The organism is Streptomyces sp. CB09001 (assembly GCF_003369795.1).
Taxonomy (GTDB): Bacteria; Actinomycetota; Actinomycetes; order Streptomycetales; family Streptomycetaceae; genus Streptomyces.
Map to the genome: position 1 here is coordinate 4,641,946 of NZ_CP026730.1, position 24,492 is coordinate 4,666,437.

Annotated in this window: 24 protein-coding genes; 16 read left to right on the plus strand and 8 right to left on the minus strand. The window is 72.4% G+C overall.

Annotated features, from left to right (window positions below):
• Positions 1–27 precede the first annotated feature (27 nt).
• Complete coding sequence (locus C4J65_RS21750) at positions 28–1,170, plus strand: adenylate/guanylate cyclase domain-containing protein (RefSeq protein ID WP_115743890.1); 1,143 nt, start codon at positions 28–30, stop codon at positions 1,168–1,170.
• A gap of 40 nt (positions 1,171–1,210) precedes the next feature.
• Here the strand turns inward: C4J65_RS21750 and C4J65_RS21755 are convergent, their stop codons facing one another.
• On the minus strand, positions 1,211–1,867 hold the full coding sequence (locus tag C4J65_RS21755) for a hypothetical protein (RefSeq protein WP_115743891.1): 657 nt from the start codon (positions 1,865–1,867) through the stop codon (positions 1,211–1,213).
• A 210-nt stretch (positions 1,868–2,077) separates the two neighbouring features.
• Between C4J65_RS21755 and C4J65_RS21760 the strand changes: the two genes are divergently transcribed.
• The 3 genes from C4J65_RS21760 (at position 2,078) to hutH (ending at position 5,850) form a co-directional block, all read left to right on the plus strand.
• Positions 2,078–2,878: an enoyl-CoA hydratase-related protein gene (locus C4J65_RS21760; RefSeq protein ID WP_115743892.1), complete on the plus strand. Its 801-nt coding sequence runs from the start codon at positions 2,078–2,080 to the stop codon at positions 2,876–2,878.
• Between the two features lie 156 nt (positions 2,879–3,034).
• Positions 3,035–4,183: a sensor domain-containing diguanylate cyclase gene (locus C4J65_RS21765; RefSeq protein WP_162833275.1), complete on the plus strand. Its 1,149-nt coding sequence runs from the start codon at positions 3,035–3,037 to the stop codon at positions 4,181–4,183.
• 128 nt (positions 4,184–4,311) lie between these two features.
• Positions 4,312–5,850: a histidine ammonia-lyase gene (gene hutH, locus C4J65_RS21770; RefSeq protein WP_115743893.1), complete on the plus strand. Its 1,539-nt coding sequence runs from the start codon at positions 4,312–4,314 to the stop codon at positions 5,848–5,850.
• A 139-nt stretch (positions 5,851–5,989) separates the two neighbouring features.
• Here the strand turns inward: hutH and C4J65_RS36130 are convergent, their stop codons facing one another.
• Positions 5,990–6,319 (minus strand): hypothetical protein, encoded by a 330-nt coding sequence (locus C4J65_RS36130; RefSeq protein ID WP_174855143.1) that lies wholly within the window; start codon positions 6,317–6,319, stop codon positions 5,990–5,992.
• 157 nt (positions 6,320–6,476) lie between these two features.
• On the opposite strand from C4J65_RS36130, the gene C4J65_RS36135 reads away from it, so the two are divergent.
• Entirely contained in the window at positions 6,477–6,782 is a 306-nt protein-coding gene (locus tag C4J65_RS36135; protein WP_231908971.1) for a hypothetical protein, read from the plus strand.
• A 230-nt stretch (positions 6,783–7,012) separates the two neighbouring features.
• The gene (locus C4J65_RS21780) at positions 7,013–8,257 is read left to right on the plus strand and encodes an Ig-like domain-containing protein (RefSeq protein ID WP_115746567.1); all 1,245 of its coding nucleotides are present in this window, start codon (positions 7,013–7,015) and stop codon (positions 8,255–8,257) included.
• A gap of 75 nt (positions 8,258–8,332) precedes the next feature.
• Here the strand turns inward: C4J65_RS21780 and C4J65_RS21785 are convergent, their stop codons facing one another.
• Positions 8,333–8,854 carry a carboxymuconolactone decarboxylase family protein gene (locus C4J65_RS21785; RefSeq protein WP_115743895.1) on the minus strand — a complete coding sequence of 174 codons (522 nt, stop codon included), beginning with the start codon at positions 8,852–8,854 and terminating at the stop codon, positions 8,333–8,335.
• A gap of 182 nt (positions 8,855–9,036) precedes the next feature.
• Here C4J65_RS21785 and sigJ point away from each other — a divergent pair, with 182 nt between their 5' ends.
• A complete protein-coding gene (gene sigJ / locus C4J65_RS21790) occupies positions 9,037–9,951 on the plus strand; it encodes an RNA polymerase sigma factor SigJ (RefSeq protein WP_115743896.1) in 915 nt (304 codons plus the stop codon).
• A 30-nt stretch (positions 9,952–9,981) separates the two neighbouring features.
• Here the strand turns inward: sigJ and C4J65_RS21795 are convergent, their stop codons facing one another.
• Positions 9,982–10,764, minus strand: a complete 783-nt coding sequence (locus C4J65_RS21795; RefSeq protein ID WP_115743897.1) for an MBL fold metallo-hydrolase — start codon at positions 10,762–10,764, stop codon at positions 9,982–9,984.
• Between the two features lie 102 nt (positions 10,765–10,866).
• On the opposite strand from C4J65_RS21795, the gene C4J65_RS21800 reads away from it, so the two are divergent.
• Positions 10,867–11,469, plus strand: coding sequence for a TetR/AcrR family transcriptional regulator (locus tag C4J65_RS21800; RefSeq protein WP_115743898.1), 603 nt, complete (start codon positions 10,867–10,869; stop codon positions 11,467–11,469).
• A gap of 6 nt (positions 11,470–11,475) precedes the next feature.
• On the opposite strand, the gene C4J65_RS21805 is transcribed toward C4J65_RS21800, so the two are convergent.
• Both C4J65_RS21805 and C4J65_RS21810 read right to left on the minus strand, forming a co-directional pair.
• On the minus strand, positions 11,476–11,889 hold the full coding sequence (locus C4J65_RS21805) for an ATP-binding protein (RefSeq protein WP_162833276.1): 414 nt from the start codon (positions 11,887–11,889) through the stop codon (positions 11,476–11,478).
• Positions 11,886–12,104, minus strand: coding sequence for a hypothetical protein (locus C4J65_RS21810; protein ID WP_115743899.1), 219 nt, complete (start codon positions 12,102–12,104; stop codon positions 11,886–11,888). The genes C4J65_RS21805 and C4J65_RS21810 overlap by 4 nt, the downstream gene beginning before the upstream one ends.
• 115 nt (positions 12,105–12,219) lie before the next feature.
• Here C4J65_RS21810 and C4J65_RS21815 point away from each other — a divergent pair, with 115 nt between their 5' ends.
• Positions 12,220–13,092: a helix-turn-helix transcriptional regulator gene (locus C4J65_RS21815; protein ID WP_115743900.1), complete on the plus strand. Its 873-nt coding sequence runs from the start codon at positions 12,220–12,222 to the stop codon at positions 13,090–13,092.
• Positions 13,052–13,279 carry a DUF397 domain-containing protein gene (locus C4J65_RS21820; protein ID WP_115743901.1) on the plus strand — a complete coding sequence of 76 codons (228 nt, stop codon included), beginning with the start codon at positions 13,052–13,054 and terminating at the stop codon, positions 13,277–13,279. The genes C4J65_RS21815 and C4J65_RS21820 overlap by 41 nt, the downstream gene beginning before the upstream one ends.
• Here the strand turns inward: C4J65_RS21820 and C4J65_RS21825 are convergent.
• A complete protein-coding gene (locus C4J65_RS21825; RefSeq protein ID WP_115743902.1) occupies positions 13,269–14,150 on the minus strand; it encodes a helix-turn-helix transcriptional regulator in 882 nt (293 codons plus the stop codon). The two genes, C4J65_RS21820 and C4J65_RS21825, sit on opposite strands and share 11 nt — an antisense overlap.
• A gap of 167 nt (positions 14,151–14,317) precedes the next feature.
• Here C4J65_RS21825 and C4J65_RS21830 point away from each other — a divergent pair, with 167 nt between their 5' ends.
• The 6 genes from C4J65_RS21830 to narI all read left to right on the plus strand — a co-directional run bounded on the left by C4J65_RS21830 (position 14,318) and on the right by narI (position 23,325).
• Complete coding sequence (locus tag C4J65_RS21830; protein WP_115743903.1) at positions 14,318–15,358, plus strand: NAD(P)-dependent alcohol dehydrogenase; 1,041 nt, start codon at positions 14,318–14,320, stop codon at positions 15,356–15,358.
• 161 nt (positions 15,359–15,519) lie between these two features.
• Positions 15,520–16,308, plus strand: coding sequence for an NAD(P)H-binding protein (locus tag C4J65_RS21835; RefSeq protein WP_115743904.1), 789 nt, complete (start codon positions 15,520–15,522; stop codon positions 16,306–16,308).
• Positions 16,309–16,524: 216 nt separating this feature from the next.
• Positions 16,525–20,232, plus strand: a complete 3,708-nt coding sequence (locus tag C4J65_RS21840; protein ID WP_162833277.1) for a nitrate reductase subunit alpha — start codon at positions 16,525–16,527, stop codon at positions 20,230–20,232.
• Positions 20,232–21,920 carry a nitrate reductase subunit beta gene (gene narH / locus C4J65_RS21845; protein ID WP_162833278.1) on the plus strand — a complete coding sequence of 563 codons (1,689 nt, stop codon included), beginning with the start codon at positions 20,232–20,234 and terminating at the stop codon, positions 21,918–21,920. Before C4J65_RS21840 ends, narH begins: the two co-directional genes overlap by 1 nt.
• 80 nt (positions 21,921–22,000) lie before the next feature.
• Positions 22,001–22,615 (plus strand): nitrate reductase molybdenum cofactor assembly chaperone, encoded by a 615-nt coding sequence (gene narJ, locus C4J65_RS21850; protein ID WP_240330487.1) that lies wholly within the window; start codon positions 22,001–22,003, stop codon positions 22,613–22,615.
• Positions 22,612–23,325, plus strand: coding sequence for a respiratory nitrate reductase subunit gamma (gene narI, locus C4J65_RS21855; RefSeq protein ID WP_115743905.1), 714 nt, complete (start codon positions 22,612–22,614; stop codon positions 23,323–23,325). The genes narJ and narI overlap by 4 nt, the downstream gene beginning before the upstream one ends.
• Positions 23,326–23,343: 18 nt before the next feature.
• Here narI and C4J65_RS21860 read toward each other — a convergent pair whose 3' ends face one another.
• Positions 23,344–24,381, minus strand: coding sequence for an aldo/keto reductase (locus tag C4J65_RS21860; protein WP_115743906.1), 1,038 nt, complete (start codon positions 24,379–24,381; stop codon positions 23,344–23,346).
• Between the last annotated feature and the right edge of the window lie 111 nt (positions 24,382–24,492).

The window sequence follows — 24,492 nt, forward strand, 5'->3', positions numbered from 1 at the left end:
CCGCGGCAGATCGGAAAGGCAGCAGGCGTGACCGTCGACGACACCGGTTCCGGCGCGGACGGGGACGGCCGGGTGGACCCCGAGCCCGCCCCGGACTCCGCCGACCCCGGCGAGGACCCGCTCGCGCTGCGCCTCGAAGGGCTCATCCTGGGCGCCGAGCGCCGCTACACCCCCTTCCAGGCCGCCCGCAGCGCGGGCGTCTCCATGGAACTGGCCTCCCGCTTCTGGCGGGCCATGGGCTTCGCCGACATCGGCCAGGCCAAGGCGCTCACCGAGGCCGACGTCCTCGCCCTGCGGCGACTGGCCGGTCTGGTGGAGGCGGGACTGCTCAGCGAGGCGATGGCCGTCCAGGTCGCCCGGTCCACGGGGCAGACCACCGCCCGGTTGGCCGAGTGGCAGATCGACTCCTTCCTGGAGGGCCTGACCGAGCCCCCGGAGCCGGGGATGACGCGCACCGAGGTGACGTACCCCATCGTCGAGCTGCTCCTGCCCGAGCTGCAGGAGTTCCTCGTCTACGTCTGGCGGCGCCAGCTCGCCGCCTCGGCCGGCCGGGTCATCCAGGCCGGGGACGACGAGGAGATGGTGGACCGGCGGCTCGCCGTCGGCTTCGCGGACCTGGTCGGGTTCACGCGGCTGACCCGGCGGATGGAGGAGGAGGAGCTGGGCGAGCTGGTCGAGGCCTTCGAGACCACCTCCGCCGACCTGGTGGCCGCGCGCGGCGGACGGCTGGTCAAGACCCTCGGCGACGAGGTGCTCTACGCCGCCGACGACGCCGGTACGGCCGCCGAGATCGCGCTGCTCCTCGTCGAGACGATGGCGCACGACGAGACCATGCCGGAACTGCGCGTCGGCATCGCCTTCGGCACGGTCACCACCCGGATGGGCGACGTCTTCGGCACCACCGTCAACCTGGCCTCCCGGCTCACCTCGATAGCCCCCAAGGACGCGGTCCTCGTCGACACCGCCTTCGCGGAGGAGCTGATCCGTACCCGGGACGCCCCCGCCTCGGAAGCCGCGGCAGCGGAGGAGGCCGCCGCGGCGGAGAAGGAGGGCGAGGAGCCGCCGGTGTACCGCTTCGCACTCCAGCCGATGTGGCAGCGGCCGGTACGCGGACTCGGCGTGGTCGAGCCGTGGCTGCTCACCCGCCGGGACGGCGGCGGGGAGTCGTAGGCCGCGGCCGTAGGTCGTCGTAGGGCGCGGCCTTCGTCCGTCAGCCGCGGAGCAGGTCCACGCAGAGGCCGATGACCGGCACACACAGGCCGGGGTCCTCGGGTTCCGGCTCCGGATCGGACGTCGGTGGCGTGCCGCGGTCCGGTGGCGGCGCGGGACGGTCGGACCGCGACGGCTGGGGTGTCGGTGTCCCTCGGGCGGGAGCCCGGTCGCCGGTGTGTTCTCCCGGTTCCCGTCTCCCTTCCCTGTCTCCCTCCCCCGGCCTCCGGGTGTCGGGGACGCCCGGGGTGCGCACGGTCGTTGCGGCGGGGAGCGGGACCGCCGGGCCGCTCGCGGAGGGGCCGGGCACGAGACCGGGTATGCGGCCCGGACCGGGGGAGCCGCTCAGGCCGCCCATGGCGGAGGTCGCGGAGGGACCGGCTCCGGGCGGCTCGCCGACGGTGGCCGCGGTGGCGGGGCCCGTCGCCCGGTCCGGGGCCGCGTGCCGGCCGCCGCCCTCCACGCGCGGTTCCGCCTCTGCGCCGAGGCCGCCGACGTCGCCGCCGGGTCCGGGCAGCAGGCGTACGGCGCTCAGGGTGCCCGCCGCCAGGGCGAGGCCGCCCACGGCCAGCAGCAGCTTGCGGGGACGGGGCCTGCGGTGCCGGCCGCGGCGGCCCCACGCGTACCGCGGCTCCGTCGGTGTGCCGGTCGTCGTCATGATCCCTCCCCGGTGCGCACGCGCCCCCGCTGCGCCATGGCGGAGCGAGGCTACGGTCTGCCGTCGGTCGGGGTACGGCGGTCGGCCGTATGTCACTCGAACGGGTGCGCGGGGTCGGTCGGGGCCGGGCGTGCCCGGCCTTCCCCCGGGCGAGCCCGCCTGCGATGATCGGGCGGTCTACTTGTTAACACGCGTTAACCGGAGGGTGTCATGAGCGAGGAGCGGTTCGGAGAGTTCGTCCTGGTGCGGCGGCACGGGGACGGACATGTCGCGGAGCTCGCGCTCGACCGGCCGAAGGCCATGAACGCCGTGTCGACCGCGATGGCCCGGTCCGTGAGCGCGGCCTGCGCGGCGCTGGGCGCGGACCGGAGCGTGCGGGTGGTGGTGCTGACCTCGACGCACGAGCGGGCGTTCTGCGTCGGGGCGGACCTGAAGGAGCGCAACTCCTTCACCGACGCCGATCTGCTGCGGCAGCGGCCGGTGACGCGCGGGGCGTACACCGCGGTGCTGGAGCTGCCGGTGCCGACGGTGGCGGCCGTGCACGGGTTCGCGCTGGGCGGCGGGTTCGAGCTGGCGCTGTCGTGCGACGTGATCGTGGCCGACCCCACGGCCGTGGTGGGGCTGCCGGAGGTGTCGGTGGGTGTGATCCCGGGCGGCGGCGGTACGCAGTTGCTGCCGCGCCGGGTGGGCGCGGCGCGAGCGGCCGAGCTGGTGTTCACGGCACGGCGGGTGGCGGCCGAGGAGGCACGCGCGCTGGGGCTCGTGGACCAGCTGGTGGAGGAGGGCCGGGACCGGGAGGAGGCGCTGGAGCTGGCCTCCCGGATGGCCGCGAACTCGCCCGTGGGTCTGCGCGCGGCCAAGCGTGCGCTGCGCCTCGGCCACGGGCTGGATCTGCGCGCGGGACTCGAGGTCGAGGACGCGGCGTGGCGGTCGGTGGCGTTCTCGGGGGACCGCGCGGAGGGCGTGGCGGCGTTCAACGAGAAGCGGGCACCGCGGTGGCCGGGCGAGTGAGCCGACCGCGCGGGCGTGCGGACGGCTGAGCGGAAGGCCCGGACGAGCCCGCCGCCCACCCCGCCGGCGCCCGCCGGTCCTGCCGCCCCGGTTGAAAATCGCCCGGTTCGACCCGTTTGAGTAACGTTTCTTCGCGAATCTCCCTAGCCTGGAGTGATGGGTGACGACAGGCGGCTCGCGGCCGTGGTGGCGCTTGCGCAGGGGATGGCCGCCGCGCACAGTGCGCGTGAGGCGTGGCGGGCGGCGGCCGTCGGCGGGTGCCTGGCGCTGGGCGGCAGCTTCGCCGCGCTGTCGGTGTGGGAGCGGGAGCTGGGGCGGCTGCGGGTCCTCGTGAACGTCGGGCGGCGGGCCGAGGACGAGGAGGAGTTCCCGGAGGACGAGTCCTACCCGGTGCACCAGTTCGCGGAGATCACCGAGTTCCTGCACGAGCGCTGGGCCGGCGGCGGTGAGCCCGACGCCTGGGTCGAGACGGCCGCGGGGCCCGCCGCCGGGCGTCCCGGGTACGTCCACCAGCGCGTCGCCGCCCTGCGTCGCCGGGGCCGCGGCTGCTGCGTGGTCGCGCCGATCGTGCTGCACGGGCGGGCGTGGGGCGAGCTGTACGTGGCCCGGCCCGTGGGGGAGCGGGTCTTCGAGCGGGGCGACGCCGACTTCGCCACCGTACTGGCCTCCGTCGTCGCCGCCGGGATCGCGCAGACCGAGCGGCTGGAAGAGGTCAGGCGGCTCGCCTACACCGACGCGCTCACCGGGCTGGCCAACCGCCGCGCGGTCGACACCGCGCTGGACGAGGCCGTGGAGCGGCACCGCGAGGAGGGTGTCGTCGTCAGCCTCGTCGTCTGCGACCTGAACGGCCTCAAGCGGGTGAACGACACGCACGGCCACGCCGTCGGGGACCGGCTCCTGGAGCGGTTCGGGTCGGTGCTGTCGCTGTGCGGGGCGATGCTGCCGGGCGCGCTCGCCGCGCGGCTCGGCGGGGACGAGTTCTGTCTGCTCGCGGTCGGGCCGCCCGCCGACGCGGTGGTCAAGGCGGCCGACGAGCTGTGCCGCCGGGCGGCGGAGCTGGAGCTGGGGGACGGCGTGGCCTGCGGGGTCGCGTCCACCGAGGACCCGGTCGGGTCGGTGCGTTCCGCCCGTCGGCTGTTCCGGCTCGCGGACGCCGCCCAGTACCGCGCCAAGGCCGAGCGGGCGGCCGGGCCGGTCGTCGCGGGGCGCGAGGGGCCCGACGACCCCGTCGTACGGCTCGCGGACGAGCCCTCTCGGGAGGAGGACGGGGAGCGGAGGAGGTTCCGCGGCCGACACTCCCCGTGACGCCGGCCCGGTGAGGAGATCACCAAGGGGTCCACCGGGAGGCCGGTAAGGGGCGCAGCCCGCTCGCATCCGTGACGCATCCCCTCGTGACATCATCGAATTCACTGCGTACGCTCCTGAATATGGATATGCACACTGTGGTGGTGGGGACGTCGGGGGTCACCGCGTCCGACGTTCTCGCCGTGGCGCGCGCGGGCGCCCGGATCGAGCTTTCCGAGGAGGCGGTGGCGGCCCTCGCCGCGGCCCGCTCCATCGTGGAGGCACTGGCCGCCAAACCGGACCCCGTGTACGGCGTGAGCACCGGCTTCGGCGCCCTGGCGACCCGGCACATCAGCCCCGGCCTGCGCGCGCAGCTGCAGCGCAACATCGTCCGCTCGCACGCCGCCGGGATGGGCCCGCGCGTCGAGCGCGACGTGGTCCGCGCGCTGATGTTCCTGCGGCTGAAGACCGTCTGCTCCGGTCACACCGGCGTCCGCCCGGAGGTCGCGCAGACCATGGCCGACGTGCTCAACGCCGGGATCACCCCGGTCGTGCACGAGTACGGCTCGCTCGGCTGCTCCGGCGACCTCGCCCCGCTGTCGCACTGTGCGCTCACCCTCATGGGCGAGGGCGACGCCGAGGGCCCCGACGGCACCGTACGGCCGGCCGGTGAGCTGCTCGCCGCGCACGGGATCACGCCGGTCGAGCTGCGCGAGAAGGAGGGCCTCGCCCTCCTCAACGGCACCGACGGCATGCTCGGCATGCTGGTGATGGCCCTCGCCGACCTCGACACCCTCTACAAGAGCGCCGACATCACCGCCGCGCTGACCATGGAGGCCCTGCTCGGCACCGACCGCGTGCTCGCCCCCGAGCTGCACGCCATCCGCCCGCACCCCGGGCAGGCCGCCAGCGCCGCCAACATGGCCGCCGTGCTCAAGGGATCCGGCCTGACCGGACACCACCAGGACGACGCCCCCCGCGTCCAGGACGCCTACTCGGTGCGCTGCGCCCCGCAGGTCGCGGGCGCCGGGCGCGACACCATGGCCCACGCCGGCCTCGTCGCCGAGCGCGAGCTGGCCGCGGCCGTGGACAACCCGGTCGTCCTGCCCGACGGCCGCGTGGAGTCCAACGGCAACTTCCACGGCGCCCCGGTCGCCTACGTCCTGGACTTCCTCGCCGTCGCCGTCGCCGACCTCGGCTCCATCGCCGAGCGCCGCACCGACCGGCTCCTCGACAAGAACCGCAGCCACGGACTGCCGCCGTTCCTCGCCGACGACGCGGGCGTCGACTCCGGTCTGATGATCGCCCAGTACACCCAGGCGGCCCTGGTCGGCGAGCTGAAGCGGCTCGCCGTACCGGCCTCGGCGGACTCCATCCCGTCCTCCGCCATGCAGGAGGACCACGTGTCGATGGGCTGGTCGGCGGCGCGGAAGCTGCGCACCGCCGTCGACAACCTGGCCCGCGTCATCGCCGTCGAGCTGTACGCCGCCACCCGCGCGATCCAGCTCCGCGAGGGCCTGACCCCGGCGCCCGCGTCGCAGGCCGTCATCGACGCCGTGCGGGCGGCGGGAGTGGAGGGGCCGGGCCCGGACCGCTACCTGGCGCCCGACCTCGCCGCGGCGGACGCGTTCGTGCGCGCCGGGCACCTGGTCGCGGCGGCGGAGACCGTCACGGGGCCGCTGCGCTAGCGGGCGGCCGTGACAGGTCCGAGGGGGCCCGGCGCGGTGCCGGGCCCCCTCGGACCGTCTCCGGGCGCACCGGACGGCCCGGCAGATCTTCCAAGGGGCCTTCCGGAGGTCAAGAAAGCCAAAATAACGTCAAGTTCTCTCAAAGGCCCAGGCGTTCCCGGCGGACCGAGTAGCCCACGAAGCCGGCGCCCAGGCCGAGGCAGAGGGCACCGCCGACGACGTACGGGGTGCTGTCGAAGCTGCCGGTGTCGGCCAGCCGGGTGGTGCCCTCGCCGGTGGCCGCCGTGTCCGTGGACGCGTCGGCGGAGGCGGCTCTTGCCTGGGCCGTGACCTGCGGAGACGGGGTCGCGGCGGCGGATTCGAGCACAGGTGTCTCGGGTGTCGCGTTCGCCGACGGGACGAACCACAGGGCACAGAGCAGGCCGCCCGCGGCGGCGGCGGTCAGCAACGAACGGCGAGCGGATGACACGGAATATCGATCCCCTTGTGGCGCTGGCGAATTGGCCGTGTGGGCAGATGTTAGTGAAAGGCGCGGGTCACAGGAAAGTCACGGGAGCGGTCGGCCTTACGCTCCGGGCATGAGCACTCCAGAGACATCACGGTTTGTACGTATTCGCGTCGAGCTGGTGCTAGAGATCGACGACGAGGAGGCCGTCACCGGGGCCGCCCTGCAGGCCCTCGCCGACGACACCGACCTGTCCGACGCGGAACGGGCCGACTCCGAGCGCGCTGTGACGGAGGACACCGCCGAGGCCCTGGCCCATCTGGTGGACCCGTTCGACCTGGTCAGCGTGGTGCCCGGGGTCGAGCTCCAGCAGGCCTCCTGGAGCAGTGAGCAGATCGACTACGACCCCGACTCGCCCGAGTGGGACCTCGACGAGGATGATGGCGGCGAGAACGACCCGGAAGACGAGGAAATGACGGTCGGCTGACGCGGTGTGGGGAAATTCCCGACCCCGGGCGGCAACCGCCGCCCGGGGTTTCGTCGTCTCACGGTGCGCACTGACCGACACCTCTCCGCATGGCGTCCGCCCCCTGGGGCAAACGTGGTATGCCCCACACCCGTGAGCGATGTGGAACGGGACGAACCGGTCGTAGCGTTGAAAGTTATTGACGGGGTATCTCGGGGTTTCGGGAATCGGCAACGATGGAGAAGCGTGTGATGACGGACGGTAAGCGGCGCAAGGGTCTGGCGGCCGCGTCCGCACTGCTCGGCGGTGTGCTGGTGCTCTCGGCATGTTCCAGTAGCGACGCCGACACCTCCGGGGGTGGGGACAAGACCTCGCAGGCCGAGGTCGACGAGGCGGCGGCCAAGAAGACGTCCGAGGCCCAGATCAAGATCACGCCCAAGGGTGGCTCGGACAACGCCTCCATCAACAACTCCGCCGGCGTCACCGTGAGCAAGGGCACGCTCACCGAGGTGAAGATGACCGCCTCGGACGGCACCGAGGTCAAGGGCGAGATATCCGCCGACAAGACCAGCTGGAAGCCCGGCGGCCAGCTGGAGCGCGCCACCAAGTACCAGATCACGGCGACCGCGCAGGACTCCGAGGGCCGCGCCGCCCACGAGAACGCGTCGTTCACCACGGTCTCCCCGGAGAACAGCTTCATCGGGACCTTCACCCCGGACGACGGCAAGACCGTCGGCGTCGGGATGCCCGTGTCGATCAATTTCGACAAGCAGATCACCGACAAGGCCGCCGTCCAGAAGGGCATCACGGTCAACAGCAGCAGCGGCCAGGAGGTCGCCTGCCACTGGTTCTCCACCCAGCGCATGGACTGCCGCCCCGAGAACTACTGGCAGGAGGGCTCGACCGTCACCCTCAAGCTGGCGCTCGACGGGGTCGAGGGCGCCGACGGCGTCTACGGCGTCCAGCAGAAGTCGGTCACCTTCAAGATCGGCCGCAACCAGGTCTCCTACGTCGACGCGAAGACCAAGCAGATGAAGGTCACGCAGGACGGCAAGACGGTCAAGACCATCCCGATCTCGGCCGGCTCCCCGGAGAACAAGACCTACGAAGGCCAGATGGTGATCTCCGAGAAGTTCAAGGAGACCCGGATGGACGGCTCGACCGTCGGCTTCACCGACGACGACGGCAAGGGCGAGTACGACATCAAGGACGTGCCCCACGCCATGCGCCTGAGCACCTCCGGCACCTTCATCCACGGCAACTACTGGGGCAAGGGCATCTTCGGCAGCGTCAACACCAGCCACGGCTGCGTGGGCCTGGAGGACGCCAAGGGCGCCAACGACCCGAACACGCCGGGCTCCTGGTTCTACGACAACTCGATCATCGGTGACGTGGTCGTCGTCCAGAACACCGGCGACAAGACCATCGCCCCGGACAACGGCCTCAACGGCTGGAACATGGACTGGGCCCAGTGGAAGGCGGGTTCGGCGGTCTGACGGCCCCGGCCCCCTGTTCTCCGAGCCACCCAGCGCCTGTCGCCCCCCCCGGGGGGCGGCAGGCGCTGTCTCGTTTCAGTCCGTGTAGTTCTTCCCCGGGGGCCGGCCGGGCACCGGCTTGCCGACGAGGGCGACCGGGGTGAACAGGCTGATGTGGCCCAGGGACAGGGTGAGGTGCCAGATCCCGTCGGTGTCGTAGTGCCGGGACAGCCGGGCGAACAGGTCGTCACTCACCCGGTCCCCGAACGGGTTCGGGGTGAGGACGGCCTCCGCGAGTTCCAGCGCCGCACGCTCGGGACCGGTGAAGCAGGGGGCGCTCTGCCAGGTTGCCACGGCCGTGATGCGCCGCTCCTCCTCGCCGGCCTTGCGCAGGGCGTCGGTCGCCGCGACGCCGTGGTAGGTGCTGCCGATGAGCTGTGCGGTGCGCAGGCGCATCAGAGCGAGGGTGGCCTGCGGGACCGGACCGTTGCGGAGTGCCTTCTGCACGGCCGCGGAGAGGGCCAGCAACTCCGGGTAGAGCCCGGTGGGGTCGGGCAGGCGCGACCGTGTCCGGTCCTGCCCCGCGGTGGTGGTCGTCGTGTCCTCGGTGGTGGTCATGGCGGAGTCGCTCCTCGGAGTCGGTTCGGACGTCGTTCCACCTCTCCGACACCCTGGCGGCCCGAAGTGTGAGCCCCCGTCCCGGACCGGGGGTTCCGGCCCGCATGTCACACATGGCCGCGCTGTCGCGTCGTAGGGGGGTGAGGACACGCGCGCACGCGGCAGAAGGAGCGTCGGAAGCAATGACCACCCGATCCGCGCCGGTCACCGGCGAGCGGCGGCAACTGATCAACGTGGCCTACCGGATGCTCGGCTCGCTGGCCGACGCGGAGGACGCCGTCCAGGAGGCGTACGCCCGCTGGTACGCGATGCCGGCGGGCCGGCGGGAGGCCGTCGGGACCCCGGGGGCCTGGCTCACCACGGTCGTCAGCCGGGTCTGCCTCAACCACCTGCGTTCCGCCCGGGCCCGGCGGGAGCACTACGTGGGGCAGTGGCTCCCCGAGCCGCTGGCCGACCCCGCCGAGCGGAACGCCGCACGGACCCCCGGTATCGCTTCCGACCCGGCCGATCTGATCACCCTCGACGAGTCGGTCGGCATGGCCTTCCTGGTCGTCCTGGACTCGATGTCCCCGGCCCAGCGGGTCGCCTTCGTCCTCCACGACGTCTTCCGCTATCCGTTCCCCGAGGTGGCCAGGATCGTCGGCCGCACGCCCGCCGCTTGCCGTCGGCTGGCCTCCACGGCGCGCCGGGGGATCCGCACCGCACGGGAGTCCGCCGCCACGTCGACGGCCGAGGACGCGGCCGTCGTACGCGATCTCAAGCGGGCCTGGGAGACCAACGACGTCGATGCGCTCATCCGGCTCCTCGACCCCGAGGCGACCGCGGTCGGCGACGGAGGCGGCGTGGTGCGCGCCCTGGAGCACCCAGTGCGGGGCAGCGAGCGGATCGTGCGCGGCCTGCTGCACTTCGGCCCGCGGCAGTCCGGGCAGACGCTGCTCGAACGCACGGTCAACGGGCGGCCGGGACTGGTCGGTTGCCAGGACGGCGCGGTCGTGACGGTGTACTCCTTCGGCGTCTCGGACCACCGCGTCCGCCACCTGTGGGCGATGCGCAACCCCGAGAAGCTCCGCTCCTGGACGACGGCCCCGGCCGCGTGAGCCGGGGAGGCCGGGCGGGACGGTGCCCGGTCACGTGGCCAGGTCGAGCCACTCCCCGACGGCCAGTACGTGTGCGCGCCGCCCGGCGTACGCGCGGAACCCGGCCTCCGGGTCGGCCACCTCGACGTAGCCTGCGATCTTGTCCGGCTGCTCCGGCTCGTAGTGGATCGGCACCGCGTACCGGCCGTCGAGGATCTCCGCCACCGCGGCGGCCTGCCTCGGGTCCAGCGCGGCGGGCACCGGGCTCGGGGGCTGCAGGTGCGGTGCGTCGACCACGGCGCCGTTGGCGGGCAGGAACACCGCGTCGAACGGGCTGAACCGGCGCGCGACCAGCCACCAGAAGCCGTGGAACATCGTGTCGCCGCCGTGGAAGATCCGCTGCCCGTCGGCCTCCACCACCCAGTTCACCTGCGGGTCGCCCAGCCCGTCCACGGCGGGGACCGCCGTGACGCGGAACGGCCCGAGGTCGCGCGTGGACCAGACGTCCACGGCCTCGGCCGCCAGCCGGTGCCGGACCAGCTCGCGCTCGGCCAGGAGGGTCGTCACGTTGTCCACGTCGTCGCCGTGACCGGTCGCCGGCCGCAGCACCGGCGCGCCCGGCGTCAGCACGTCCGCGAGGGCGGACGCGTCGGTGTGGTCCCGGTGCAGGTGGGTGACGAGTGCGGCGGACGCCCTCCCATCCGGCACCGCCACGTTCTCGCCGGGCTTCCACCCCGTGAACAGCGGCGTGAGGTCCCGTACGTAGTCGATCACCAGCCGCTCGCCGCCCGCCTCGACCTCCAGTCCGGCCCAGCCCAGTCGTCGCACCCGCATCCCGCACTCCTTCGTTCCGGCTTCGTTCCGGTGGAGCTCAGGACGTTAGCGTACGGGCGTTCGCTAAATCAATAGCGAACGCCCGTACGCTATAGTGCTCGTATGTCACCACGTCGCTCAGCGGCCGAAGCGCAGGCCACCCGGGGCCGGATCCTCGGCCGTGCCGCCGAGATCGCCTCCGAGGAAGGGCTGGACGGCATCACCATCGGCCGGCTCGCCGAGGAGCTGGAGATGAGCAAGTCCGGGGTGCACAAGCACTTCGGCACCAAGGAGACGCTGCAGATCTCCACGCTGGACAAGGCGTTCGTGGACTTCTGGCACCGCGTGGTCGAGCCGGTGCTGGGCGAGCCGCCGGGCCTGCGGCGGCTGCGCGCGGTGTGCGCCAACTCCGTGGGCTACCTGGAAGAACCGCTGCTGCCCGGCGGCTGCCTGATGACCGCGGCACTCTCCGAGTACGACGGCCGCCCCGGCCGGGTCCGCGACGCCGTGGCGGAGGTGTGGTCGCGCTGGCGGGAGCAGCTGCGGGCGGACCTGGCCACGGCGGTGGACGACGGCGAGTTGCCCGCAGGCTTCGACGTCGACCAGGCGCTGTTCGAGATCGTCGCGGCCGGGCTGGCGCTCAACGCGGCCATGCAGCTCCAGCACGACCGGACGGCCGCGGACCGGGCCCGCCGCGCGATCGAACGGGCCCTGGACCAGTCCTGACCGTCGTCACCGACTGCTCCGGACCGCCGGGGCGGCGGGCGCCCGGACGTCGTCGAGCGGCGGCTCTCCCGCCAGCTCGCACCAGACCGTCTTGCGGTCCCCGTGCTGCTCCACGCCCCACCGCAGCGCCAGCGCGTCGAGGAGGGCGAGGCCGCGCCCGGACTCGTCGGCGACACCGGCCGGTCCGGTGAGCAGGGGCAGGGCGCGCGGGTCGGGGTCGGTGACCTCCACGCGCGTGTGGCCGGTGGGCAGTACGGCGACGCCGACGGTCGCGGGGGTGCCCGCGCCCACGTGGTCGATGACGTTCGTCAGCAACTCGGTCACGCACAGGCGGACGTCGTGGTCGTAACGGTGGAGAAGGCGGCGCACCTCCGGTACGGCCTCCGGCGTGGCGAGCAGGCTCAGTTCCCAGGTCGTCACGGCGCCGCCCGACGCAGGACCGCGGCGAGCGCACGGGCGGTGGCGGCGTTGCAGTTGCCGAGCGAGACGAGACCGGCGGGCGGGGCGTACGCGCCGGCGAACGTCGGCAGGTCCAGACCGAGGGAGGGGAGGGCGATGCCGTGCAGGGCGAGGGCGGCGCGGAGCTCCTCCACGCAGCGGGGCATGTCGTCCTGCGGACGGGGCGGTTGGGTCATGAACGGGCACCTTTCCGTGTGCGCTCTGCGACGAACGCCTCACACAGTGACGTTTGGCGCCCTACCGTGAAAGGGATCTCGCGTCGGCAGCCCGGAGTGCGGAAGGAGTTGTGCGGTGGCACAGCGCAAGGACATCGACGGTTCGACGAGCGTCCCGACCTTCTACGGCAAGGAGTTGAGGTACCAGCGGGAGCGGGCCGGACTGTCGCTGGAGGCGCTGGTCGAGGGCAGCTTCTACGGCAAGTCGCACCTGAGCGACATCGAACGCGGCGAGCGGCGCATGCCGTTGGACCTGGCCCGGCACGCGGACCAGGTGCTGGGGACGGACGGGTTCTTCGAGCGGCGCTGCGAGGATGTGCGGAAGGCGCGGCGGGGAGGCCATGCCGAGTACTTCGTGGACGTCGCGGAGATGGAGAAGCGCGCGCAGGAGATCGAGGAGTGGGACCCGACGCTCATCCCGGGGCCACTACAACTGGCGCCGTACATCAGGGCTGTCGTGCTGGCCGCTCACCCATCGGACTCGGAGGAGACGGTGGCCGGGAAAATCGAGGCGCGGCGATCACGAGCGTGGCTCTTCGAGGACCGGCAGGCACCCGAAAGTTGGCTCGTGCTGCACGAGTCGGTTCTGCGGCAACCGATCATTCCGCCCGACACGATGGCCGACCAGCTCGCTCATATCGCCGAGGTGGCACGCGAGCGCCGGACCGTTCCGCAGATCCTTCCGCTGAATTCAGGCGCCCACCCCTTCATGATGGGCACGACAAGGTTCATGACCTTTGCCGATGCCCCGCCGGTCATGTACACGGAGGGGATGTACAGCGGGCAATTGGTCGATGATCCGGGGCTCGTGAGGCAGTATGCGAAGGCGTACGGTCGTCTCAGGGCCGCAGCGCTTCCTCCCGAACCGTCCCTCAAGCTCATTGAGCAAGCAGCAGAGGACTACCGAAATGGCAAGTACCCGGAGCGTTTCCTGGGTGGCATGGCGTAAGAGCAGCTACAGCAACGGTGACGGCGGCCACTGCGTCGAGGTCGCCGACGGCATCCCCGGCCTCGTCCCCGTCCGGGACTCCAAGGTCTCCCCCGACGACGACGGGAACGGCCCCGTCCTCCTCCTCACCGCCCGCGCCTGGGCACCCTTCGTCACCGCGCTGAGCCGGGGCACGCTCACGGCGTGACCGAGGTCGCCGCCGCGTCCGTCCCCCAGCTCGCCAGCAGGCGCAGTGCGTCCGCCGACGGGGAGCCGGGCTCCGCGTGGTACGTGATGAAGGCCTGCTCGTCGTCGTCGACCAGGCGGAACGTCTCGAAGGACAGGGTCAGGTCGCCGACCAGCGGGTGCCGCATCCGCTTGACGCCGTAGCTCTTCTCCTTGACGTCGTGCGTGGCCCACAGGCGGCGGAACTCCTCGCTCTTCACGGAGAGTTCCCCGACGAGCGCGGACAGTCGCGGGTCGTCCGGGTGCCGGCCCGCGTCCATGCGCAGGAAGCTGACCATGTCGTACGCCTTCTGGTCCCAGTCGACGAACAGCTCGCGGTAGTCCGGGTTCAGGAAGACCAGCCGCGCCCAGTTCCGCTCGGCGGCCGGGAGCTTGCCCCAGTCGCCGAAGAGGGCCGCCGCCATCCGGTTCCAGGCGAGGATCTCCGAGCGGCGGCCGGTCACGTATGCCGGAACCGTGTCGATCGACTCCAGGAGCTGGAGCAGCGCCACCCGCACCGGTCGCTGCTGGCTCCGGCCCGCCGACGGCCGCCTGCGCTGCTGCTTCGGCTTCGCCAGGTGCGTCAGGTGCGCCTGCTCCGCGTCGGTCAGCCGCAGCGCCCGGGCGATGGCGTCCAGGACCTCCGCCGACACGTTCTGCCCGTTGCCCTGCTCAAGGCGTGTGTAGTACGCCACCGACACCCCGGCCAGCTGCGCCAGCTCCTCGCGCCGCAGCCCGGGCACCCGGCGCTGCCGCCCGTACGACTCCAGGCCCACGTCCTCCGGCTTCAGCCGAGCCCGCCGGGTGCGCAGGAACTCGCTCAGTTCGGCCCGCCGGTCAAGCTGTCCGTCCATGCTTCCAGTATCACCGCACGTATTCCCGGTCGTACGCCTACGAGCCTGTCCCCGTCGGTAGTACGCACGCCGGTCGTACGCAAAGCCGTGGTCTGGGTGGATCCGCAGGTCGCAGGCAGGGTGGAAGCATCACCCAGTCACGTCAAGAGAATCCCGGAGAACCCGGCATGACCACTGTCGCCGCGTACGCAGCACCCGCCGCCAAGGCACCGCTGGAGCGCACCACCATCGAGCGGCGCGAGGTGCGTGAGCACGACGTCCTGATCGACATCAAGTTCGCCGGCATCTGCCACTCCGACATCCACCAGGTCCGCGAGGGCTGGGGCGAGGCCATCTTCCCGATGGTGCCCGGCCACGAGATCGCGGGTGTCGTCGAGGCCGTCGGCCCCGGCGTCACCAAGTTCGCCGTCGGCGACCGGGTGGGCGTCGGCTGCATGGTCGACTCCTGCCGCGAGTGCGAGAACTGCAAGGCCGGCCGCGAGCAGTACTGCACGGGCGGCAACGTGATGACGTACAACGGCATCGGCAAGGACGGCGAGCCCACCTACGGCGGCTACTCCGAGAAGGTCGTCGTCGACGAGAACTTCGTCCTCGGCATCCCCGAGGGCATCTCCCTGGACGAGGCCGCGCCCCTGCTGTGCGCCGGCATCACCACGTACTCCCCGCTCAGGCGCTGGAACGCGGGCCCCGGCAAGAAGGTCGCCGTCGTCGGCCTGGGCGGCCTCGGCCACATGGCCGTCAAGCTCGCGCACGCCCTGGGCGCCGAGGTGACCGTGCTCTCGCAGTCCCTGCGCAAGAAGGACGACGGCCTGAAGCTGGGCGCCGACCACTACTACGCCACCAGCGACCCGGCCACCTTCGAGCAGCTGGCGGGCACCTTCGACCTGATCGTCTCCACGGTCTCCGCGCCGCTCGACTTCGCCGCCTACCTGGGACTGCTGAAGACGGAGGGCACGCTGGCCAACGTCGGCGCCCCCGAGGAGCCCGTCTCCCTCAACCTGTTCGCGCTGCTCGGCGGCGGCAAGTCCCTGACCGGCTCCATGATCGGCGGCATCGCCGAGACCCAGGAGATGCTGGACTTCTGCGCGGAGCACGGCATCGGCGCCGAGATCGAGCTGATCGCCGCGTCCGAGGTCAACGAGGCCTACGAGCGGGTGCTCGCGAGTGACGTGCGGTACCGCTTCGTGATCGACACCGCGACGATCTGACCCCCGGGGAAGATTCTTTCGGATTCCTCCCCCTCTCCTGTCACACCGCCGCCCCGCCCCGGGTCATACCGCCACCACACACGGCGGACGTCCCGGCGGGGCGGTCCCACATCGGCCCCCACCCCGCCTCCCGGACGCCACGGACACCGGGAGCAGCAGCCATGACCCACCACCCCTCGACCTCCACGACGCCCCTCCTCGTCACCGGCGGCACCGGAACCCTCGGCGGCCATGTCGTCCCGCTGCTGCGGGCGGCCGGTCAGGACGTACGCGTCCTCACCCGACGCCCCCGCCCCGACGCGGACGGCATCACGTACGTCACCGGCGACCTCAGCACCGGCGAGGGCGTCGAGGCCGCCGTCGACGGCGTGCACACCGTGCTGCACCTGGCGGGCGGCCCCAAGGGCGACGACGAGGCGACCGGCACCCTGGTGCGCGCCGCGGTCGGTGCGGACGTACGGCACCTCGTGTACATCTCGGTCGTGGGCGCCGACCGCGTCCCGCTGGCCTGGCTGCGCACCAAGCTGGAGTCGGAGCGGGCGATCGCCGCCTCGGGGATCGGCTGGACGGTGCTGCGGGCGGCCCAGTTCCACGAGCTGACGCTGACGATGATCGAGAAGATGACCCGGCTGCCGGTGCTCCCGGCCCCGGGCGGGCTGCGTCTGCAACCGGTCGCCGCCCGCGAGGTCGCCGCGCGCCTGGCCGAGCTGACGCTGGCCGGGCCGTCCGGCCGCGTGCCCGACATGACCGGACCCGAGGTCCACGATCTGGCCACGCTGGCCCGTTCCTACCTCGATGCGCGCGGCGGACGCCGACGCCCGAAGCTGCCGGTGCGCATTCCCGGGAAAGCGGGGCGCGCGTACCGTTCTGGCGAGAACCTCACCCTGGAAGACGCGCTGGTCGGGAAGCTGACGTGGGCCGAATTCCTGGCGGAGAGGGCGGCCGGATGAGTTCTCCCGGCATTTCTGGCCGAAAGTCGGCGCAGTCGAAGAATATGCGCATGACAACTATTGCAAAGCGAATGAAAACCTTCGCCCCCACCTCCGCAAAGGGCGCTGAAATACCGTTTCTGCAGCGAATTTCGGCGAGATCCTGAAAGCGGCACACAGCATGCCCGCCGGAACCCGGTGGGCATTGCTCCGTCGCGTTCGCAAGGAGATGGCAACGTGGTGCGAAGCAGGGCGAAGGCCGCGGCCGACGCCGCCGACCGGCTGCTGAAGGCCGGTCAGCTGCTGCGGAAGTCCCCGACCACCCTCGACCTGAGGGCCGTGTACCGCACGGACCAGAAAGTCAATGACAGTCCTTATCGGGAGCGGTGGGCGCATGACAAAGTCGTGCGCTCCACGCACGGCGTCAACTGCACGGGTTCCTGCTCGTGGAAGGTGTACGTCAAGGACGGTCTGATCACCTGGGAGACCCAGCAGACGGATTATCCGAGCGTCGGCCCCGACCGGCCGGAGTACGAGCCGCGCGGCTGCCCGCGCGGCGCCTCCTTTTCCTGGTACACCTACTCGCCCACCCGCGTTCGCCATCCGTTGGCCCGCGGTGTCCTCGTCGAAATGTACCGGGACGCCAAACGCCGGCACGGCGGCGACCCCGTGGCCGCCTGGGCCGAGCTGACGTCCGACCCCGACAAGCGGCGCCGCTACCAGCGCGCCCGCGGCCACGGCGGCTTCGTCCGCGTCGACTGGGACGAGGCGCTGGAGATCGCCGCCGCCGCCCAGGTGCACACCATCGCCGAGTACGGCCCCGACCGGGTGGCCGGTTTCTCCCCGATCCCCGCCATGTCGATGGCCTCGCACGCGGTCGGCGCCCGCTACCACTCCCTCATCGGCGCCCCGATGATCTCCTTCTACGACTGGTACGCCGACCTCCCGATCGCCTCCCCGCAGGTCTTCGGAGACCAGACCGACGTACCGGAGTCGGGGGACTGGTGGGACGCGGCCCACCTGATGCTGTGGGGTTCCAACGTCCCCGTCACCCGCACCCCGGACGCCCACTGGATGGCGGAGGCCCGCTACCGGGGCCAGAAGGTCGTCGTGGTCTCGCCCGACTACGCGGACGCCACCAAGTTCGCCGACGAGTGGCTGCACCCGCATCCCGGTACGGACGGTGCGCTCGCCATGGCGATGGGGCACGTGCTGCTCACCGAGTTCTTCGTGCGCCGGCAGGTGCCCTACTTCACCGACTACGTGAAGCGCTTCACCGACCTGCCCTTCCTGGTCGCCCTCGACGAGCACGCGGAGGGCCGACGGACACCCAGCAAGTTCGTCACCGCCGCCGACCTCGGGCTCGGCCGGCACGCCGACGCCGGGGCGCGGGCCTGGATGCCGGTGCTGATCGACGCCGACACCGACGACGTCGTCGTCCCGAACGGCACCCTCGGCGACCGGTGGGGCAAGGGTGGCGCGGGGCGCTGGAACCTCGACCTCGGCGGGGTCGATCCGCTCCTCACCCTGCACGGGCACACGGACGGCCGCCGCGGCAACGGTGTCGAGGTGGTGCTGCCCCGCTTCGACGAACCCGGCGCCACCGTCGTGCGCGGTGTCCCGGCCCGGGAGATCGGCGGCCGGCTCGTCACCACCGTCTACGACCTCCTCCTCGCCCAGTACGCCGTCGCCCGCCCCGGACTCACCGGGCAGTGGCCCACCGGCTACGACGACGCCGAGGAACCCTGCACCCCCGCCTGGCAGGAACGCATCACCTCGGTCCCGGCGGACGCGGCGATCCGCACCGCCCGGGAGTTCGCGCGCACCGCCGAGCAGACCCGGGGCCGCTGCATGATCGTCATGGGCGCCGGAACCAACCACTGGTTCCACTCCGACACCATCTACCGCTCCTTCCTCTCCCTGCTCATCCTCACCGGCTGCCAGGGCGTCAACGGCGGCGGCTGGGCGCACTACGTCGGCCAGGAGAAGGTCCGCCCGTACACCGGCTGGCAGCAGCTGTCCACGGCCGCCGACTGGGTCCGGCCCTCGCGGCAGATGGCGGGCACCCCGTACTGGTACCTGCACACCGGCCAGTGGCGGTACGAGTCCCACGCCGCCGACGCCCTCGCGTCGCCCACCGCGCCCGGCACCCTCGCCGGGCTCCACACCGCCGACCTGGTCGCCCAGTCCGCCCGGCTCGGCTGGATGCCGTCGTACCCGACCTTCGACGCCAATCCGCTCGACCTCGGCCGCCGGGCCCGGGAGAGCGGGCAGGAGCCGGCCGACTGGATCGCGGAGCAACTCGGCTCGGGCGCCGTCGACTTCGCCGGCGAGGACCCCGACGCGCCCCGCAACTGGCCGCGCGTCCTGACCGTGTGGCGGGCCAACCTGATCGGCTCCTCCGCCAAGGGCAACGAGTACTTCCTGCGCCACCTGCTCGGCGCCCGCGACGGTGCCACCGCCGACGAGGCGCCGCCCGGGCACCGGCCGCGCTCCGTGGCCTGGCGGGACGACGCCCCCGAGGGCAAGCTCGACCTGCTGCTGAGCCTCGACTTCCGGATGACCTCCACGACGCTCTTCTCCGACCTCGTGCTGCCCGCCGCCACCTGGTACGAGAAGCACGACCTGTCCTCCACGGACATGCACCCCTTCGTGCACGCCTTCAGCCCCGCGATCAACCCGCCCTGGCAGGCCCGCACCGACTTCGAGATCTTCCACTCCCTCGCCCGCCGACTGAGCGAACTCGCCGCCGGACGCCTCGACACGGCCCACGACCTGGTCGCCACCGCCCTCCAGCACGACACCCCCGGCGAGACGGCCCAGCCCGGCGGCCGGGTCACCGACTGGCGCGACGGACGCACCCCCATCGAGCCGGGCCGCAACGCCCCTCAGGTCTCCGTGGTGGAACGGGACTACACGGCCGTCGCCGACCGGCTCGCCGCCTTCGGGCCGCTGGCCGAGGAACACGGCATGACCGTCAAGGGCGTGACCGTCAACCCGCACGAGGAGTCGCGCTGGCTCGCCGCCCGCTGCGGCACCGCCGCCGCCGGAGCCGCCCGCGGGCGCCCCCTGCTCGACACCGACGTCAAGTTCTGCGAGGCGGTCCTCGCCCTGTCCGGCACCACCAACGGCCGCCTCGCCGCCGAGGGCTTCGACCGCCTCGCCGACCGCGTCGGCGCCGGCGCCGGGCTCGCGGAGCTGGCCGCGTCGGTGCGGGAGCGGCGGGTGGTCTTCTCCGACACCCAGGAGCGGCCCGTACAGGTCGGGGCGAGCTTCGAGTGGTCCGGCAAGGAGGCGCCCGACCGGCGCTACTCGCCCTTCACCGTCAACACCGAGCACAAGAAGCCCTGGCACACCCTCACCGGCCGCCAGCACTTCTACGTCGACCACGACTGGTTGGCCGAGCTGGGCGAGCAACTCCCCGTCTACCGGCCCCCGCTGAACCTGGCCGAGCTGGGCGACACCCCGACGCCCACCGGCGACGGCCGCGCGGTGACCGTCCGCTACCTCACCCCGCACGCCAAGTGGTCCATCCACTCCGAGTACCAGGAGAACCTGCTGATGCAGACCCTGGCCCGGGGCGGCCCCGTCATCTGGATGAGCCCCGCCGACGCCGCCGCGATCGGCGCCGCCGACAACGACTGGGTGGAGGCCGTCAACGCACACGGCGTCGTCGTCGCCCGCGCAATCGTCTCGCACCGCGTCCCGGACGGCACGGTGCTGATGTACCACGTCCAGGAACGCCTGGTGAACGTCCCCAAGTCGGAGGCGAACAGCCGCCGCGGCGGCGTCCACAACTCCCTCACCAAGCTGCTCGTCAAACCCACCCACCTGATCGGCGGTTACGGCCAGCTCTCCTTCGCCCCCAACTACTACGGCCCGACCGGCAACCAGCGCGATGCCGTCACCACGATCCGGCGCCGCTCCCAGGAGGTCACGTACTGATGCGCGTCATGGCACAGGTGGCGATGGTCATGAACCTCGACAAGTGCATCGGCTGCCACACCTGCTCGGTCACCTGCAAACAGACCTGGACCAACCGCACCGGCACCGAGTACGTCTGGTTCAACAACGTCGAGACCCGCCCCGGACAGGGCTACCCCCGCGGCCACGAGGACCAGGAGAAGTGGAAGGGCGGCTGGCACCTCAAGGGCGGGCGCCTCGTCCCGCGCACCGGCGGCCGCGCCCGCCGCCTCGCCCGCCTCTTCGCCAACCCCGAACTCCCCACCCTCGACGACTACTACCAGCCCTGGACCTACGACTACGAGAACCTCACCACCGCACCCCTCGGCGACGACATCCCCACCGCCCCGCCCCGCTCGGCGATCGACGGCCACCCCACCGCCATCACCTGGGGCCCCAACTGGGACGACGACCTCGGCGGCGGCCCCGACCAGCTCGCCGCCGACCCGCTGCTCGCCCGGATGAGCGAGCAGGTCCGGCTCGACTACGAGCGGGCGTTCATGTTCTACCTGCCCCGCATCTGCGAGCACTGCCTCAACCCGTCCTGCGTCGCCGTCTGCCCCTCCGGCGCCCTCTACAAGCGCGTCGAGGACGGCATCGTCCTGGTCGACCAGGACCGCTGCCGGGGCTGGCGGATGTGCGTCAGCGGCTGCCCGTACAAGAAGGTCTACTTCAACCACGCCACCGGCAAGGCCGAGAAGTGCACCTTCTGCTACCCGCGCATCGAGGCCGGGGATCCCACCGTCTGCTCCGAGACCTGCGTCGGCCGGCTCCGCTACCTCGGCGTCATGCTCTACGACCCCGACAAGGTCGGCGCCGCCGCCTCCGTCACCGACGAGCAGGACCTGTACGAGGCCCAGCTCGGCTGCTTCCTCGACCCCGACGACCCCGAGGTGGCCCGCGCGGCGGAGGCGTCCGGCATCCCGCACGACTGGGTCGAGGCCGCGCGCCGCTCCCCGGTGCGCGCGCTGATCACCCGCTACCGCGTCGCGCTCCCGCTGCACCCGGAGTACCGCACGATGCCGATGGTCTGGTACGTCCCGCCGCTCTCCCCGGTCGTCGACGCCCTCACCGGCAGCGGCCACGACGGGGAGGACCCGGCCGCGCTGTTCGGCGCGATCGACACGCTGCGCATCCCCCTCGGCTACCTCGCCGAGCTCTTCACCGCGGGCGATCCGGGTCCCGTCGAAGCGGCCCTGTGCCGGCTGGCCGCGATGCGCTCCCACATGCGGCGCGTCAACCTCGGCGAGGAACAGGACCCGCGGATCGCCGAGTCGGTCGGTCTTGACGAGCCCGGAATCCTGGAGCTGTACCGGCTGCTCGCCCTCGCCAAGTACGACGAGCGGTACGTCATCCCGACCGCCTACACCGGCTCCGTCCCCGACCCCGGCGGCACCGGGGCGGGCTGCAGCCTGGACGGCGTCGGCGGGCCGGGGATGATGCCGGAGGGCGCGGGCGGCGGCCCCGGCCCCGGCTTCGGCTCCGGCTCCGGCTCCGGATCCGGGGAGTTCGACCCGGACGCCTTCCACGCGCCGCCGACCGCCGGGTCCGGAACGTCGTCGTCCGCGCTGCGCGGCCGGGTCAACCTCCTGAACTGGAACGGGAAGGGACGCCCGAACGGCCTCTTCCCGCGCGCCCGCGGCACCGTCCGGACGGAGCCCGAGCTGTGAGCCGTAGCCATAGCCATAGCCATAGCCATAGCCATAGCCGGATCCGTAGCCGTACCGGAACGACCAGCACCGCCCCGGTCGTGTTCCAGGCCGCCGCCCTGCTGCTGGCGTACCCGGACCGGGACTGGCCCCGCCGCCCGCGCACCGTCCGCGAGACGGTCGCCGCGCTTCCCGGCCCCGAGATCCAGCTCCTGCTCTCCTTCTGCGACCGGGCGGAGCGGGAGGACCCCCTCGCCGTGGCCGCCCGCTACGTGGCCACCTTCGACCGCAGCCGCCGGCGCTGCCTCTACCTCACCTACTACACCGACGGCGACACCCGCCGCCGCGGCGCCGCACTGGCCCGAATCAAGTCCGTGTACCGCACCCACGGCTGGCTGCCGCCCGACGACGAACTGCCCGACTTCCTGCCGCTGATGCTGGAGTTCGCCGCCCGCACCCCCGGGGCGGGCACCGCACTGCTGACGGAACACCGCGCGGCGATCGAGGTCCTGCGCTACGCCCTCGAAGCCCACCGCAGCCCCTACGCCGCCCTCCTCCAGGCCGTCGGCCGGTGCCTGCCGGGCCAGGCACCGGCCAGCCGCGAGGAGGCCCTGCGCCTGACCCGTACCGGCCCGCCGGCCGAGGCGGTGGGCCTCGACGTCCTTGGACCCTTCCCCGCCCAGCCCCGGCCGCACGACGACGGAGCCCGCCGATGAGGCACCTGCACATCGCCCTGTGGGGCGTCCTGCCGTACCTGACGCTGGTGGTGCTGGTGGCGGGCACCGCCTGGCGCTACCACTACGACCGCTTCGGCTTCACCACCCGCTCCAGCCAGCTGCACGAGAGCCGGCTGCTGCGCATCGCGGGACCGCTCTTCCACTACGGCCTGCTGTTCGTGATCGCCGGTCACGTGGCCGGGCTCCTGGTCCCCGAGTCGCTGACCGACCGCCTCCACGTCGGCGAGCACCTCTACCACGCCAACGCCCTGATCGCGGGCGGCACGGCGGGCCTGGCCACGCTCGCGGGCCTCGCCCTCCTGCTGTACCGCCGTCTGCGGACCCCCGCGATCAGGGCCGCGACCAGCAGGAGCGACCGCGTGGTCTACCCCGTGCTGATCACGGTCGTCCTCGCCGGACTGACGGCCACCGCGTCCGGCGCGACGGCGGCGTCCACGTACGACTACCGGCTCGGCGTCTCCGTCTGGTTCCGCAGCCTGTTCGCCCTGGACCCGGACGTGACCGCCATGGCCGAGGCCCCGCTGGTCTACCGCCTGCACGCACTCCTCGCCATGGCCCTCTTCGCCCTGTGGCCCTTCACCCGCCTGATCCACGCCTTCACGGCGCCGCTGGGCTACCTGGTGCGGCCGTACGTCGTGTACCGCTACCGGGGACGCGGCGAAGTGGGCGCGGGCCGGCCGGGGCGCTGACGGCTCGGTGGCCGCCGTTCAGTGGGCCGCCGGACGGCGCCGACGGCGCAGCGCCGGGTCGAGCAGCGCGGGCGGGGCGTCGAACTTCTCGTGTGCGGCGAGGTCGGTCCCCGGCGCGACGATGGCGTCGATCGCGTCGAGGACGTCGTCGGAGAGCACGGTGTCGGCGGCGGCGAGCTGGGAGCGCAGGTGGTCCAGGGTGCGGGGCCCGACGAGCGCGGCGGTGACGGCCGGGTGCGCGGTGACGAAGCCCAGCGCGAGCTGGATCAGGCTCAGCCCGGCCTCGTCGGCCACCGCGGCGAGCTTCTCGACGGCGTCGAGCCGGGCCCGGTTGGCGGGCAGCGTGGTGTCGAAGCGCTCGGGCAGGATCTCGGACCGGTGCGTGGCGACCTCCCGCCCCGCGCGCACCGCGCCCGACAGCCAGCCCGAGGCCAGCGGGCTCCACACCAGCACGCCGAGCCCGTACTGCTCGGTCACCGGCAGCACGTGGCTCTCGATCCCGCGCTGGAGGAGGGAGTAGCTGGGCTGCTCGGTGACGTAGCGGCCCAGCCGGTGCTCGCGGGCGGCCCACTGCGCCTCGACGATCCGATACGCGGGGAAGGTGGAGGACCCGAAGTACCGGATCTTTCCGGCGCGCTGCAGATCGGTGAGCGCGGACAGCGTCTCCTCGTCGCTCGTGGTCGGGTCCCACCGGTGGACCTGGTAGAGGTCGACGTGGTCGACGCCGAGGCGGCGCAGGCTGTTGTCCAGCTCGGTGACCAGCCAGCGGCGCGAGGAGCCCTGGTGGTTGGGCTCGTCGCTCATCGGCATGTTCGCCTTCGTGGCCAGCACGATGTCGTCGCGACGCCCGGCGATCGCCTTGCCGACCATCTCCTCCGACTCGCCGCGGCCGTACATGTCGGCGGTGTCGATGAGGTTGATGCCGCCCTCCAAGGCGGCGTCGACGATGGCGGTGGCCTCGTCCTGGGTGGTGCGCCCGATGCTGCCGAAGTTCATGGCGCCGAGCGCGAGCGAGCTGACCTGCACACCGGTGCGGCCCAAGGTGCGGTACTGCATGACGGTTCCTCCGTTGGGGGCATGACTTGGTGGCGGGTTCGGTGCTCTGGCATCATGAGGAGACACCAAGCGGAACGCCGTCCCGTTTACTCGTCCAACAATACGGAACGG